The sequence below is a fragment of the Pantoea sp. sgz302252 genome (assembly GCF_047713085.1).
GTDB lineage: Bacteria > Pseudomonadota > Gammaproteobacteria > Enterobacterales > Enterobacteriaceae > Scandinavium.
On sequence record NZ_JBLFJW010000004.1, the window covers coordinates 127,501 to 142,417 of the forward strand.

The following is a 14,917-nucleotide window of genomic DNA, read 5'->3' on the forward strand; positions in this document are numbered from 1 at the left end:
AATACTCTCCTTGAAACAGGGCTGCGATAACGCAGTACTAAGATTACGGATGAACAATCGTGACCAGACGATCGCCATAACGTTTATCCTCACCAAACTGCAAGGGCACATCGTTCAGCGTTAGCACTTCCCCCTCTTCTGGCAAGGCCGATGGGAAGACCGTAAAACGAAGCTGTCGGTTTTTCTGCTCCATTAACAGGTCGCTGCGCTCCCAGGCCTCATCGAGCGAGGTGAATATTCCTTGCCCGATAAATTCTGATGGCACGCAGGTTTTACGCCCAAGAGACAACTCCCACACCGGAGCGGCCAACGCCACACTCAGTTCGTTTGCTAACACTTGCGGAAGCTCGATAGCTACGGCGAAGGCGCTGTCCTGAAGGTAATAGCGGTAGGTCATTTTCGTGCCGCCGCCAACGGCCTTTTTGCCCTCACTGGTTTTAGGGATCAGCAGAAGCTGCCACGGGTCACTCTCGTCATAGCCACTGCCTACCATCTGAAAATCACACAACGGTACCGTCGGTTGAGCGTTGCAGCGTGGCATCGCCCGTACAAACCATTTTCCGCTAGTCAGTTGCGCCAGCAAGTCACGCTGCAGTCCACCAGCCCCTAGCGCCGCACAAAGGATGCCGCAAACGCCAGACTGCGTCGGAAATGGCAAGGTATCGCGACGGCCAAAGCGTGAGTCATGTCCCCAACTTTGTAGCGGCCCCTCAAGCCAGAGCAGTAAATAATGGTGGCTCATGATTTACACCACATGAGATTGCAAATCATGAATCAACTGGTCGATCACGTACTCCTCGTTGACTCCCCATTCGTAATCACCTTGCTTGCCGAACAGCGACCCGCTGAGCTTTTCTTTTTTCGCCAGATAGGTTTGCAGTTCCTGTATGCTGGGTTGCAGATAACCGCCTTGTACCGCTTTAACTGGCGTTTCAAAAGGAACCTGTAAACGCTGACCCTTACGTACCAACACCCGCGCGTATTCCCATGGACTGGCACCAGATTGTGTCGTCTGGCGCGCAGAAGGCAGTGCCACAAATAGCGCTTTAGTAAAGGCTGCAATCGCTTTTTGCAGTTGCTCAGTGCTGGTCTCTTGTTCATCGTGGCCCAACGTTTGCGCCAGTTGACCAAGATCGAGACAGACATAGCGATAGTAAGTGGCGGCGTTAAACTCAAGAGTGCCCATGTGCGCCGATCCTGAGGTATCCGGGCAATCATCCAATGCGGTAAAAAACTCCACTTCATTACTGACCTTATGGGTGGAAATTGCATGGTTAAACGAGGCGGCGGCTTCAACATTCATGCCAGCGGCTTTCGCCACCATGCGCCCGAAGAGCGCGATATCCAGTGCATCCAGGTTGGGGTTGAGAATTTTTTTTGCCACTTTTTCCAGCTCTTTATCTTTGATTTCTGCGGCATCAAAGCCCTTTTCTTGCGCATAGGCAGCCAGCGCAGCCGCTTCTGCATCACTGATAAAAAGCAGCGTGTCGGCTGACAGCAGTTCCGCCATTTTTGTGGCACACGCTTCTGCCTGTTCGCTATTTGCACCTTTCGTAGCAAAATGCGGGAGCAGCAGCTCTTTGACTTTTTTTGTTCTTACGCCCAGCTTGATGCCAAACTCTTGCAGCGCCAGTCGCACCTGGCGTTTCCAGCACTGTGAACTCACGCGAGCGCGGGTGACACCGCCAACAATCGCACTTTTCGGTGCGCCAACATCATCCCGGTTCAGGCAAGTGACCGGAAAGGACTGCAGGACATGAAATTCGATACGGATACTGTTCAGTAAGCTCATGGTAAAAATCCTTTTTATTCGGAGAAGAAGTTGTCGGTTAACGGCACGATTTGCAGCAACCCGCAGCCGAAAGCTCGGCCGCGGCCAATGCCTTTAGTGAAGCTGGTTTTAAAGCGCTCAGGGTCGACAACTGTCAACCTGCCGCTTAGCGTGGCCTGCTGAAGTGTGATGTATTTGTGGATGCCGGCATCGACTTGCAGCAGGGTAATGTCTTCAACCTGGAGCTGACGGGGATCGACTTCAATGCCCCATGCTGCCGTGCGCTGACAAAACCATGCGCCAATAGCCTCACGTCCACGCACAGGCGTTAACTTGTGAGTTTTAGTGTCGCGGGAGGCAGGGTTGAGACAGACCGAAAAGCGATATTGCTTGTGCAGGAGGAAGTGATCCGGCAGCACTTTGGTTTGCAATTCCCCATATTCAGGTTGGTTTGGGGAGCGATCGGACAAGATAAGCAGTCGCCTGCCGCGCACATCACCGCCTTTATCGACCCACTGAATGCCGCTGGGCACAGAAGCTTGTTTTTGGTGTTCTGTGCGCACATCGTCAAACAGGTCATACACCACACGGTGCAGGCTGTAGACATCGGTTATTTTCTGCTTCCGGCAGGCGGCGCTGTTGAGATGCAGCGCACTGAGATAAAGGGTCATACGTTGGTCGCCTCCTGCTTGTTGCTGGCATAAAACTGCTGCGCCCAACGCGCTCTGATCCGATCTTTGTTGTAACCAAAATCCGTCAACTCTGATAGCAACCGTTCATAGTCCAGCGGCACGGTGACTCGGCTTTGAATCAATGACAGTAAGGGTCTGAGAATTTGACACGCCTCAGCGACCGTGTCGCAGGCCAGCAAACGATTGAGCCGCGATTTTGCTTGGTCGCTTTGACTGCCCTCCGGAAAGCTTTCTGCAATGGCTTTCCCCAGCGTCAGCGTGCCATTTTTCTCCGCCCGGCTGGTTGCCACAGCAGCCACGACTAATGCATGAGCTCTGCGCTTCGTCTCATGTTCAAGGTCGAGACCAAAACGCCCCAGCACTTCCCAACACTGATACTCCGTTGCCGGGTTATTGGCTCGGCGCAGCCGGGCGGCAAAGCCTTTATCCTGCTGGCAACGCTCGAAGACGTAGTGGATTAACGGCTGATGGTGCGTGTTGCGAGCTTCATTTTTCGTGTTCATGCAACCTCCTTCCCTGTGGTACTTCTGAGATAGTCAGTCAGCACCGGGCGTGCTTCTGCCCAGGCGCCCAACTGTCTTGCGTTTTGCCCTGAGCAAGTCGCGTCGTAAACCCTGTAGACATACTCCGCAAACTGCTTGCGTAACCGCAGACGTTGGTCACTGTCAGGGCTGCTTTCAAGCAGCGTCTGAGCTTGCGTTTCGCACAGCTGCCAGTAGTGCTCTGTCGCTCTGGCAGCATATTCTTTAGGTTCAAGCTTCATCTCACGGCACCAGCGACTGACACTGCCATACAGCGTCTTCGCCAGCCCCTCTAGCCCAGACATTTCATTTTTGAAGTGGTAAAACCAGCTGTCGCCCAGATGAGCAGGATCTAACCAGTAAAGCGATTCCACCTGATCGTCGCTGCCGGAAACATACTGCTCGCCAGCGTTGCTGCTGACGCTTAAACCGCCAGACCAGATGCCAAAGCAGCGCTGGGAAAGGCTCGCTTTGTCTGTAGCCATTCTCAGTTGCTCACACTCCCACTCTGACTGCTGCGGGGAGAGGAAAGCCAGCAGGGACGTCAACTCCCTCCAGGGTCTTCTGCCGGGGTTAATCCACTGCACCTTGAGCTCTTTGCCCTTTTTATTCACCAGTACCGAAGGGTCATACAGCCCCTCTTTGTAGCTGCTGTGGCTTATCCCTTCTGAGTAATGCAGCCCCGCTTCCGCCAGTAAGCAGAAGCGCGAAACGGGAACAAGCCGCCCCATCAGCGTCTGTTTAAGCGAACGTGCGACAGCACAATCTTCACCTTCTGGCATCTGTTCCCACGGAGCCACTCCACACCCTTGCGGATACTGAGTGAACAGGGCTATCTCCTTCTGAGTTAAGAGATTCAACCAGAAGGTCTCAGCCAGCGTTTCACCCACACAAAAGCTGTGCATCAACCCCAGAAAGGCAAGCCCAGGACCAAATCGACCCGTAGCAGGTTTACCTTTATCGTTGGTTTTGCCCCGATAGCCTGCACTGAGTACCACGCTGTTGTCGGTTTTCTTACCGCCAAGCGCCAGGCTCATTTGCACCACCAGCAGTAGCGCCTTATCCGCATCGCTTAACGCTTTTTCACTCTGCCGTTCGGTTAACACGGTAGTGTTCCCTGTCGACACTTCAGGCTGGACTGTGCCAAAGGGTTTTATCTCTGCTCTGGCAATGGCAGGCATTTGTAAAAAAGGCCTATCCCCGTACAGCCAGAATCTGTCCTGCCATTTATCGAGATAAGCAAGCACAGCGTGGCTTACGCCCTTCGGTCGCAGTGCCAACCACTGCTGCTCGTCCTTCAAAGTGACGGCTGACTGGCAGAGTGCCTGTAGCAATTTCATCAGGGCGATTTTTTGCTGTGCATTGCCGCCAAATGCTCGTAAATGAGGTTCGCTGAAAAGTTGACGAAGGCTGACGCGCCCTACATCCACTACAGGGATCCAGGGCTCCTCTATCAGGCTGAAACGGTTTTCGTTTTCCGCCATGGTTTAGCTCTCCTTTTTCTCAATCCTGAGACCGCTCTTATCCTGATAGCGATAACGGTAACGGGTGTTGCGAAAAGCCCCATCAACCCCACGCACATCGCCCGAAGGTTCCACAATGACAATCCTGACTTCCGGCATTTCCCGCTCTGCCGAATTTCCGGCATACAACAAATGCTGTAATCCCCACTTCCAGAGCCATTGCCCGTCCTCGCCCTCAGGAGTGCGACTGGGCGGCAAAGACACCTTTTCCTTTTCGAGCTTTAGCGAATATTGCCTGCGTTCGGACTCCGTCATGCGTGACTTTTGCCTCGGAATGATTAGCCACTCTCCGGTCAGCAGTTGAAGATTTAATGTGTTGTTTTTTTCATCGCGTAACGCGGCACGCAGCAACAGGAAGCTATTGTTGTCCTGTTCGCTATAACGGGTACGGGCCTTACTTTCTGGTTGGGTTGCTCCGACCATGGAAAGCGTCAGCCGGGCCTGTTGCTGCAATTCATTGATGCCAGGACGTGTGGGTGAAGTACGTTTTCCTTCGAGCAACTCATGCCGCCACAGGCTGAGTGGTTCACGTTCTTCCCTTTCCACATAGGTAGCCTCGAGCACTGGGCGAATATCCGTAGGCAAAGCTACCGAGGTTTTGTCATGCCAGACTTCCAGAGAACGACAGAGAATATAGGGCGCATACACCCAGGCACTGGCACCAAAAGCCTGATAAGGGGAAGCAAGTGCACTTTCCAGGGTCGGAGAAAGAAGCCACGCTTCACAGCGTGCGGCATCAGGGCGCGGCGTTTGTTGGTGACGCCATAAACGCCCCATGCGCTGCATCAGTAAATCTGTGGGCGCCATACGGGTGACCAGGAAATCAGCGTCAATATCAATGGATTGCTCTAAGACCTGCGTCCCCACCAGCACGGCTCCGCCCTGTTGGCGAACCTGCCAGCCCTCTTTGCCATAGCGATTTACCCAGCGTTCTTCGTGAGCAGTGCGATCGCGCTGGACATAGCGGGAATGCAGTAATCCACTGGCAATCCCCATGTCACTGCCACGCGACGCCAGGGTTGCATAACACGCCTGCGCAGCATCCACCGTGTTTTCAATCCACAGCACCTGTTGCCCCTGCTCTGCACGCAGTAACGCTTCTTCCAGCGCATCTTCGTCCTGGCTAAATTTAAGGGAAACGTTGCGATTCGTGGGCGAAAGCAATCTGCGCGTTTGCGCGACTGTTGCCCTCTGTGGCTGATAGGTGATCAGCGGATAGCCATCCCCACATTCAACTTTACCAGCGAATAGCGCATCCCGGCGCGACCGGGTCAGCGTGGCGCTTAAGATGATGACAGTGCAGTGAAGATCCCGTAACACCTCGACAAGTTGCTGCAATATCAGGCCAGTGTACGGATCAAATGAGTGTACCTCGTCCACCACAACCACTTTTCCAGCCAGGCCAAACGTGCGCACGAATCCATGTTTCACGTTCATTGCGGCCATTAAAGCCTGATCAAGCGTACCCACTGCAAAAGGTGCCAGCAGCCCACGTTTGCGAGAATCAAACCAGCTTCCCCCTGGCTGAGCGTCTTCACCGATCCCTTCCTGCAAATGGGCACTACCGTGTAACAGCAATGTTTTTTGCCATGCGCTTCCGGGCTCAATGATGTTCTGAAGCCAGTTGCTGAAACGCTGATAGATTTTGTTGGAGGTGAGCTGTGTCGGTAATGCGAAATAGACGCCCCGAGCCTCTCCTGCCGCCAGAACACGATATGCGGCATACAAAGCAGCTTCTGTTTTACCCATCCCCATCGGAGCTTCAAGAACATAAACGCCGGGCCCTTTGACAGCCTCAAACAAGGCTAGCTGCGCCTCATTCGGTTGATAACCGCCAAATTGTTCACCGAAGCTCAACCCTGGGCGGATGGCTGGCATTGACATATTGGCGTCGGTCAGCGCAAGGGGAAGTTGAGCGCGCCAGTCTTTCAGCGGATCAGTAAACCGTGGGCCAGAGCCAATCCAGTCGGCCACTGTTGTCAGGCCCGCCTGGGACAGTTGCTGCGAAAAGCTGAGAGCCTCCGGCCATGTTTCATTCAAGGCCTGTTGAAGCTCTTCGACCAGTTGCTGCCGTGCTGCCTGCCAGGCGACTCCGCCTAACATGTCGTCACTGGCTTTCATGCTGGCGTTGAATGTTCGTAATCCGTGGTGCTGGCCGATGACCGTACTCAGTTCCCCACGGCGGGTAATCGCCTGAATGGCAGAAGCACCTGCACCTGCATGGCCTCCCCAACTCTGCTCTAACTCGCGCAGTGCAAAGGCTTGAGCTGTCAACCCAAGAGATCTCAGCAAGGATTGAGTCAATAATGATGCAGGCCACTGCAGTGCGAGATGTAACCGCAGATAAAATAGCGGTGAGAGTTTGCCAATGTCATGACAGGCAGCAACCAACGAACATCCCGCGGGAAATAACGCACTCCTCAGAGGGACAGGAAATGTGGCAATTAGAGCCTGGGCGACATGCCCCACAATCAGACAGTGCTCGAAAACACTGCGCCCTGGCAGAAGGGTATCACCTGAAAGAAATGTTTTCGCAGGACACTCTCTGGCGTTCAGTGCCAGCATGACGGGCGACGCAGCCTGTATAGTTTTCGGAAGCCTCATAAGTTTGCTTATCCCAATGTTGTCGTGTTTCCCAACAGATAAATGGTGACAAGCACACTACCCTTGAAATTCAAAGGTTATTGTGTGAGGTGTCCGAAAAGCCGGATTATCAGAAAGATAAGGGTAGAAATGCAGAAAAGAAAAAAGGCCGCATAAGCGGCCTTTTTGGTTAATCAGAAATTACTCTGCTTTGGGCGAAGCGTTTTCGACACGGCTTTTTAACTTCTGTCCGGGTCTGAAGGTCACCACGCGCCGGGCTGTAATGGGAATATCCTCGCCCGTCTTCGGGTTGCGCCCGGGGCGTTGATTTTTATCGCGCAAATCGAAGTTACCAAAACCGGAGAGTTTTACCTGCTCACCGTTTTCAAGAGCGCGACGGATCTCTTCGAAAAACAGCTCTACCAGTTCTTTGGCATCCCGTTTGCTAAGCCCAAGCTTATCAAACAGATATTCTGACATTTCAGCTTTTGTAAGCGCCATAGGTTCAATCCCTCAATGATGCCTGGAATCGCTCTTTTAATGCCTCTACACATTTGGCGACGGTAGCGGCAATATCCTCTTCTTCGAGTGTACGGCTGGTATCCTGAAGGATTAGGCTGATAGCGAGGCTCTTATAGCCCTCCGCCACACCCTTACCGCGGTACACGTCAAACAAGTTTACGCCAACTACATGATTTACGCCAACTTTCTTACACTCGGCAAGAATATCTGCGGCTGGGACGTTTTCTGCCACCACCACAGCGATATCACGACGGTTCGCCGGGAAGCGGGAAATCTCTTTCGCCTGAGGCACCACGCGGTCTGCGAGCTTGTTCCACTCCAGTTCAAAGACCATCGTGCGACCGTTCAGGTCCAGTTTACGTTCCAGCTCAGGATGAACAACCCCAATGAAACCAATACGTTCGCCTTTCAGATAAATCGCCGCAGACTGACCCGGATGCAGCGCCGGATTCGCTTCAACCCTGAACTGGATATCGCCCAGCTTGCCGGTCAAATCGAGGACTGCTTCGAGATCGCCTTTTAAATCATAGAAATCAACTGTCTCTTTCGCCAGGTTCCAATGCTCTTCATAGCGATTTCCACAAATCACACCGCTCAGCATGACATCCTGACGGATGCCCAGAGGCGCCTGGGTATCTGGCACGAAGCGCAGGCCGCTTTCGAAGATACGTACTCGACTTTGCTGGCGGTTCTGGTTGTACACCACGGTGCCCAGCAGGCCTGTCCACAAAGACAGACGCATGGCTGACATTTCGCTGGAAATCGGGCTTGGCAGAATCAGCGCTTCTTCACCCGGATGGATCAGTTGCTGCACCTTCGGGTCAACGAAGCTGTAGGTGATCACTTCCTGGTAGCCTTTGTCGTTCAGCATGGTTTTCACACGCTTGAGTGACAGGTTGGCTTCTTTGTGGGTGCCCATGATCAAACCAGCCTGGACTGGCGTATCAGGAATATTGTTGTAGCCGTAGACACGCGCCACTTCTTCCACCAGGTCTTCTTCGATTTCCATATCGAAACGCCAGCTTGGCGCTACTGCTTGCCACTGGTCCTGGCCTTCAGTGACTTCACAGCCCAGACGACGCAGGATGTCGCTGACCTGAGCATCAGCAATGTGATGGCCAATCAGGCGGTCCAGCTTGCTGCGACGCAGAGTGATGGTGGCACGCTTTGGCAGAGTCGCTTCGTGAGTGACATCAATCACCGGACCCGCTTCGCCGCCACAGAGGTCAATCAGCAGGCGGGTTGCACGTTCCATCGCTTTGTACTGCAGCGCTGGATCGACACCACGCTCATAGCGATGAGAAGCATCGGTATGCAGACCCTGACGGCGCGCACGACCGGTAATGGAAAGTGGGTTGAAGAAGGCACATTCCAGCAGGACGTTTTGCGTTTCACCGTTTACGCCTGAGTGCTCACCGCCGAAGATACCGCCCATCGCCAGCGCTTTGTTGTGGTCGGCGATGACCAGCGTGTCAGCGCTGAGTTTCGCTTCGTTACCGTCCAACAGCACCAGCGTTTCGCCCTCTTTCGCCCTACGCACGACGATACCGCCGTCGATACGATCCAGGTCGAAGGCGTGCATCGGCTGACCCAATTCAAGCAGCACGTAGTTGGTGACGTCGACAACAGCATCGATAGAACGGATACCGCAACGACGCAGTTTCTCTTTCATCCACAGCGGCGTAGCAGCTTTAACGTTAATGCCTTTGACGACACGCCCCAGATAGCGCGGGCAAGCTTCGGTGGCTTCAACCTTAATTGGGAAGGTGTCAGTAATGGTTGCTGCCACTGGGGCCATTTCTGGCTCGTTCAGCGGCTGCTGGTTCAGCACTGCCACGTCACGGGCGACCCCGATGATGCCCAGGCAATCAGCACGGTTTGGTGTGACGCTGATTTCGATGGTGTTGTCATCAAGCTTCAGATACTCACGGATATCCATGCCCAACGGCGCATCAGCTGGCAGCTCGATAATACCGCTATGATCGTCGGAAATACCCAGCTCAGAGAAAGAACACAGCATGCCTTCAGAAGGCTCACCGCGCAGCTTCGCCGCTTTGATTTTAAAATCGCCCGGCAGAACGGCGCCGATGGTTGCCACCGCCACTTTCAGGCCCTGACGGCAGTTTGGCGCGCCGCAGACGATATCCAGCAGACGCTCGCCGCCGACATTAATTTTGGTGACACGCAGTTTGTCCGCATTCGGATGCTGACCACACTCCACCACTTCGCCTACAACCACACCGTTGAACACACCAGCGACCGGCTCAACGCCGTCCACTTCCAGGCCTGCCATGGTGATTTGGCCGGACAGCGCTTCGCTGTCGATGGCCGGGTTAACCCATTCGCGTAACCACAGTTCACTGAATTTCATTGTTCTGTCCTGCCCTTATTTAAACTGTTTGAGGAAACGCAGATCGTTTTCGAAGAATGCGCGCAAGTCGGTGACACCGTAACGCAGCATGGTCAGACGCTCCATACCCATGCCGAAGGCGAAGCCGGAGTAAACTTCCGGGTCGATACCCACGTTACGCAGGACGTTCGGGTGCACCATGCCACAGCCCAGCACTTCCAGCCATTTGCCGTTTTTACCCATGACGTCCACTTCTGCAGACGGTTCAGTGAACGGGAAGTAAGACGGACGGAAACGGACCTGCAAATCTTCTTCAAAGAAGTTATTCAGGAAATCGTGCAGCGTGCCCTTCAGGTTGGTGAAGCTGATGTTGGTGTCAACAATCAGGCCTTCCATCTGATGGAACATTGGGGTGTGCGTCTGATCGTAGTCGTTACGATACACGCGGCCCGGCGCAATAATACGAATCGGCGGCTGCTTGTCTTTCATGGTACGGATCTGTACGCCAGACGTCTGGGTACGCAGCAGACGGGTAGCATCAAACCAGAAAGTGTCGTGGTCAGCGCGTGCCGGGTGGTGACCCGGAATGTTCAGGGCATCGAAGTTATGATAGTCATCTTCAATTTCAGGCCCTGTTGCGACGGTAAAGCCGAGCTCACCGAAGAAACTTTCAATGCGGTCGATGGTGCGAGTCACAGGATGCAGCCCGCCGGTTTCAATGCGACGACCAGGCAGAGAAACATCGATGGTTTCAGCCGCCAGACGGGCGTTCAGGGCCGCGCCTTCAAGGGCCGCTTTACGCTCATTTAACGCCTGCTGAACCTGCTCTTTCGCTTCGTTAATGACCGCGCCTGCTGCCGGGCGTTCTTCCGCCGGCAATTCACGCAGGGTGGTCATCTGAAGGGTCAAATGCCCTTTCTTGCCCAGATACTCAACACGCACGTTATCCAGCGTGGCGACATCATGAGCTTCATTTATGGCTGCCTTAGCACTGGCAACCAGCTCTGCGAGATGTGACATGGTTTTCCTCGTTATTTAGCGATTTTCATCAACGGCAGATACAAAAAAAGCCTCCGCGATGGAGGCTTTCTGGCGCTGTTTTCCGTTTCTTCTCTCACGCGCTAGCCTCCTGGTTTCAGGTGCTAAAGTAAAAAAAGAAGCGGAAAATAGCAGCATTCATGCTTGCGTTACCTTGTCTGAAAAGGTCTGTGAAGTGCTTATTGAAAAGTCTTCACCCTGAAAAGTCAATGAGTTGACTTTACAAAAACGAAAAGAGGGAGGCAAGCCTCCCTCTTCAACTGGCTTATGCCAGTGCTGATTTCGCTTTTTCGACCAGAGCGGTGAACGCTACTTTGTCGAATACGGCGATGTCAGCCAGGATCTTACGGTCGATTTCAACAGAGGCTTTTTTCAGGCCGTTGATGAATTTGCTGTAAGAAATACCGTTCTGACGTGCTGCTGCGTTGATACGCGCAATCCACAGTTGACGGAACTGACGCTTACGTTGACGACGGTCACGGTAAGCGTACTGACCTGCTTTGATAACAGCCTGGAAGGCAACGCGGTATACGCGTGAACGCGCACCGTAGTAGCCTTTAGCTTGTTTCAAAATTTTCTTGTGACGTGCACGTGCAATTACACCACGTTTTACGCGAGCCATATGTGCTCTCCTGTCTCTATATTCTTAGTAAAAAAGTTAAACGTTAACGGCTTATGCGTACGGGAGGCACGCGATGACCAGACCCAGATCGCCTTTGGAAACCATGGCTTTTGGACGCAGGTGACGTTTACGCTTGGTCGCTTTTTTGGTCAGAATATGACGCAGGTTAGCGTGCTTGTGCTTAAAACCACCTTTACCGGTTTTTTTGAAGCGCTTAGCAGCACCGCGTACGGTCTTAATTTTTGGCATCTTAATAACTTCCACTTCGCATTGTTGAAAAATAGAAACCCAGGCGAACAAAAAGCTGTGAGGCCCGCGAGAGCCCCACAGTGATTGTTACTTGAAGGCCTTACTGTTTCTTCTTAGGAGCAAGCACCATGATCATCTGGCGGCCTTCGATCTTCGTAGGGAAGGATTCGACCACTGCCAGTTCACTCAGATCGTCACGGACGCGGTTAAGCACTTCCATACCGATCTGTTGGTGGGCCATTTCACGACCGCGGAAACGCAGTGTGATTTTGGCCTTATCGCCCTCTTCGAGAAAGCGTACCAGGCTGCGGAGTTTTACCTGGTAATCGCCATCGTCGGTGCCAGGTCGGAATTTGATTTCCTTAACCTGAACAATTTTTTGCTTTTTCTTCTGTTCCTTAGAAGATTTGCTCTTTTCATAGAGGAATTTGCCGTAGTCCATGATTCGGCAAACTGGCGGTTCGGCGTTAGGACTGATCTCTACCAGATCCACTCCTGCTTCTTCAGCTTTTTCCAGAGCTTCTCTCAGACTCACAATACCAAGCTGTTCGCCTTCCAGACCTGTTAAGCGAACTTCCTGAACTCGAATCTCGCCATTGATACGATTCGGACGTGCCGTTTGTACTCGTTTTCCGCCTTTAATACCTTATTCCTCCAGTTGTTGAAGACTGCGGCTGCGTATTTCTGTTAGCAGCTTCTCGATCACTTCGTTTACGTCCATAGTGCCGAGGTCTTTTCCGCGACGGGTGCGCACGGCAACTTTGCCTGCTTCAACCTCTTTGTCGCCACAAACCAGCATATACGGGACACGACGTAATGTGTGCTCGCGGATTTTAAAGCCAATCTTCTCATTTCTCAAGTCTGCTTTTACGCGAATGCCCGCATTTTGTAGTTTACGCGTCAATTCGTTAACGTATTCAGACTGCGAATCGGTGATATTCATCACCACGACCTGCACCGGTGCCAGCCATGTTGGGAAGAATCCGGCGAACTCTTCGGTCAAAATACCGATGAAGCGTTCGATGGAACCCAAAATAGCACGGTGAATCATCACCGGCACCTGACGCTCGTTGCTTTCGCCCACATAAGAGGCGTTCAAACGCTGCGGCAGAGAGAAGTCTAACTGTACTGTTCCGCACTGCCATGCACGATCGAGGCAGTCATACAGGGTAAATTCAATTTTCGGGCCGTAGAAGGCACCTTCACCCAGTTGATACTCAAACGGGATGGTGTTTTCTTCCAGAGCCACGGCCAGATCGGCTTCCGCACGATCCCACATCTCATCACTACCGATGCGTTTTTCCGGACGAGTCGACAGCTTGACGACGATTTTCTCGAAGCCAAAGGTGCTGTACATATCATAGACCATACGAATACAGGCGTTAACTTCATCACGCACCTGCTCTTCAGTACAGAAGATATGCGCATCATCCTGAGTAAAGCCACGGACACGCATTAAGCCATGCAGCGCGCCTGATGGCTCGTTACGGTGGCAGCTACCGAACTCCGCCATACGCAGCGGTAAGTCACGGTAAGATTTCAGACCCTGGTTGAAGATCTGGACGTGACCCGGGCAGTTCATCGGCTTGATGCAGTATTCACGGTTCTCTGACGAGGTGGTGAACATCGCATCTTTGTAGTTGTCCCAGTGGCCGGTTTTTTCCCACAGCACACGGTCCATCATGAACGGGCCTTTCACTTCCTGATACTGGTACTCTTTCAGCTTAGAACGCACGAAAGTTTCCAGCTCACGGAAGATAGTCCAGCCGTCATTATGCCAGAACACCATCCCCGGCGCTTCTTCCTGCATGTGGTACAGATCAAGTTGCTTGCCGATTTTACGGTGGTCACGCTTGGAGGCTTCTTCCAGGCGTTGCAGATAGGCGTTTAACGCTTTCTTATCGGCCCATGCGGTGCCGTAGATACGCTGCAGCATTTTGTTGCTGCTGTCGCCACGCCAGTAGGCGCCTGCGGTTTTCATCAGTTTGAAGTGATGACAGAAACGCATATTCGGCACGTGCGGACCGCGGCACATGTCGACGTATTCTTCGTGATGATACAAGCCAGGCTTGTCATCATGCGCGATGTTCTCATCAAGAATGTTGACTTTATAGCTCTCACCGCGCTTCACAAATGTTTCGCGCGCTTCGTGCCAGCTCACCTTTTTCTTGATGACATCGTAGTTTTTCTCCGCCAGCTCGTGCATACGCTTTTCGAGGGCGTCGATATCTTCCTGGGTCAGGGTGTGGTCGAGGTCAACGTCGTAGTAAAAACCGTTATCAATGACCGGACCGATGGCCATTTTGGTGTTCGGCCACAGCTGTTTGATAGCGTGTCCCAGCAGGTGCGCACAGGAGTGACGGATAATTTCCAGACCGTCTTCATCTTTCGCGGTAATCAGCGAGAGCGTCGCGTCCTGTTCAATGACATCGGAGGCATCTACCAGCTCACCGTTAACACGGCCAGCGATAGTGGCTTTCGCCAGACCTGGACCGATATCCAGAGCAACATCCATGGGGCTTACAGCGTGGTCGAAATGGCGTTGACTGCCATCAGGAAGAGTAATTACAGGCATTTTATATCCTTATTTACAGTGGTGCCCCACACGAAAGAGCACATGCAAAATTGATGAGTATATTCATATCAGAGGGTTAGAAGGTTTTATTTGCTTCACTCTGCAAACTGTGGACATCTGGATGTACAAAATCCGCCCTGTCCCTGCCTTCGCCTTCTGATAACGAACCGACATGGTACACGTCATTGTGTGGTTATTAAAGGATGACGTAAATCGTTGGCGTTACTCTCTTATGTGTTCTGCTTACTGCGATGAGGAAACGCGCGGTATTCAAACGCTTTAACCTCACCGCTGGGCAGTTTGTTGATGTAAATCTGGCGCCCTTCACGCACCGCTTTGCTGATCGCTGTCTGGTGAACACCGAGGGCCTTCGCCGCTTTTACCTGACCCACTTCCTCGACGTATTTCGCAAGTGACATTTTCATGCGGAGCAACTCCCTGGCACAACCTGAGCAAACAATACTCTACGTA

General features: G+C 52.8%; 15 protein-coding genes and 1 other annotated feature. All 15 genes read right to left on the minus strand.

What is annotated here, in order from left to right; genetic code table 11:
- Positions 1–43: 43 nt before the first annotated feature.
- The 15 genes from cas5e to ACLW56_RS04825 all read right to left on the minus strand — a co-directional run bounded on the left by cas5e (position 44) and on the right by ACLW56_RS04825 (position 14,871).
- A complete protein-coding gene (gene cas5e, locus ACLW56_RS04755; RefSeq protein WP_330982667.1) occupies positions 44–742 on the minus strand; it encodes a type I-E CRISPR-associated protein Cas5/CasD in 699 nt (232 codons plus the stop codon).
- Between the two features lie 3 nt (positions 743–745).
- Positions 746–1,792 carry a type I-E CRISPR-associated protein Cas7/Cse4/CasC gene (gene cas7e, locus ACLW56_RS04760; protein ID WP_330982668.1) on the minus strand — a complete coding sequence of 349 codons (1,047 nt, stop codon included), beginning with the start codon at positions 1,790–1,792 and terminating at the stop codon, positions 746–748.
- 14 nt (positions 1,793–1,806) lie between these two features.
- Complete coding sequence (cas6e, locus tag ACLW56_RS04765; RefSeq protein ID WP_330982669.1) at positions 1,807–2,442, minus strand: type I-E CRISPR-associated protein Cas6/Cse3/CasE; 636 nt, start codon at positions 2,440–2,442, stop codon at positions 1,807–1,809.
- Complete coding sequence (casB, locus tag ACLW56_RS04770; protein ID WP_330982670.1) at positions 2,439–2,966, minus strand: type I-E CRISPR-associated protein Cse2/CasB; 528 nt, start codon at positions 2,964–2,966, stop codon at positions 2,439–2,441. Before casB ends, cas6e begins: the two co-directional genes overlap by 4 nt.
- A complete protein-coding gene (gene casA / locus ACLW56_RS04775; RefSeq protein ID WP_330982671.1) occupies positions 2,963–4,468 on the minus strand; it encodes a type I-E CRISPR-associated protein Cse1/CasA in 1,506 nt (501 codons plus the stop codon). Before casA ends, casB begins: the two co-directional genes overlap by 4 nt.
- A gap of 3 nt (positions 4,469–4,471) precedes the next feature.
- Entirely contained in the window at positions 4,472–7,111 is a 2,640-nt protein-coding gene (cas3, locus tag ACLW56_RS04780; protein WP_330982672.1) for a CRISPR-associated helicase Cas3', read from the minus strand.
- A 180-nt stretch (positions 7,112–7,291) separates the two neighbouring features.
- Positions 7,292–7,591 carry an integration host factor subunit alpha gene (ihfA, locus tag ACLW56_RS04785; RefSeq protein ID WP_006820203.1) on the minus strand — a complete coding sequence of 100 codons (300 nt, stop codon included), beginning with the start codon at positions 7,589–7,591 and terminating at the stop codon, positions 7,292–7,294.
- A 4-nt stretch (positions 7,592–7,595) separates the two neighbouring features.
- Positions 7,596–9,983, minus strand: coding sequence for a phenylalanine--tRNA ligase subunit beta (pheT, locus tag ACLW56_RS04790; protein WP_330982673.1), 2,388 nt, complete (start codon positions 9,981–9,983; stop codon positions 7,596–7,598).
- A 15-nt stretch (positions 9,984–9,998) separates the two neighbouring features.
- Positions 9,999–10,982, minus strand: a complete 984-nt coding sequence (gene pheS, locus ACLW56_RS04795) for a phenylalanine--tRNA ligase subunit alpha (RefSeq protein ID WP_330982674.1) — start codon at positions 10,980–10,982, stop codon at positions 9,999–10,001.
- Positions 10,983–11,022: 40 nt separating this feature from the next.
- Positions 11,023–11,147: a sequence feature (Phe leader region), on the minus strand.
- Positions 11,098–11,142 carry a pheST operon leader peptide PheM gene (pheM, locus tag ACLW56_RS04800; protein ID WP_001386830.1) on the minus strand — a complete coding sequence of 15 codons (45 nt, stop codon included), beginning with the start codon at positions 11,140–11,142 and terminating at the stop codon, positions 11,098–11,100. It overlaps the preceding feature by 45 nt.
- 118 nt (positions 11,148–11,265) lie before the next feature.
- Positions 11,266–11,622 (minus strand): 50S ribosomal protein L20, encoded by a 357-nt coding sequence (rplT, locus tag ACLW56_RS04805; protein ID WP_000124852.1) that lies wholly within the window; start codon positions 11,620–11,622, stop codon positions 11,266–11,268.
- 51 nt (positions 11,623–11,673) lie between these two features.
- Positions 11,674–11,871, minus strand: coding sequence for a 50S ribosomal protein L35 (rpmI, locus tag ACLW56_RS04810; RefSeq protein ID WP_001124225.1), 198 nt, complete (start codon positions 11,869–11,871; stop codon positions 11,674–11,676).
- A gap of 100 nt (positions 11,872–11,971) precedes the next feature.
- Entirely contained in the window at positions 11,972–12,514 is a 543-nt protein-coding gene (infC, locus tag ACLW56_RS04815) for a translation initiation factor IF-3 (RefSeq protein ID WP_319627598.1), read from the minus strand.
- Between the two features lie 3 nt (positions 12,515–12,517).
- Entirely contained in the window at positions 12,518–14,446 is a 1,929-nt protein-coding gene (gene thrS, locus ACLW56_RS04820) for a threonine--tRNA ligase (protein ID WP_330982675.1), read from the minus strand.
- A 230-nt stretch (positions 14,447–14,676) separates the two neighbouring features.
- The gene (locus ACLW56_RS04825; RefSeq protein ID WP_330982676.1) at positions 14,677–14,871 is read right to left on the minus strand and encodes a Cro/CI family transcriptional regulator; all 195 of its coding nucleotides are present in this window, start codon (positions 14,869–14,871) and stop codon (positions 14,677–14,679) included.
- Between the last annotated feature and the right edge of the window lie 46 nt (positions 14,872–14,917).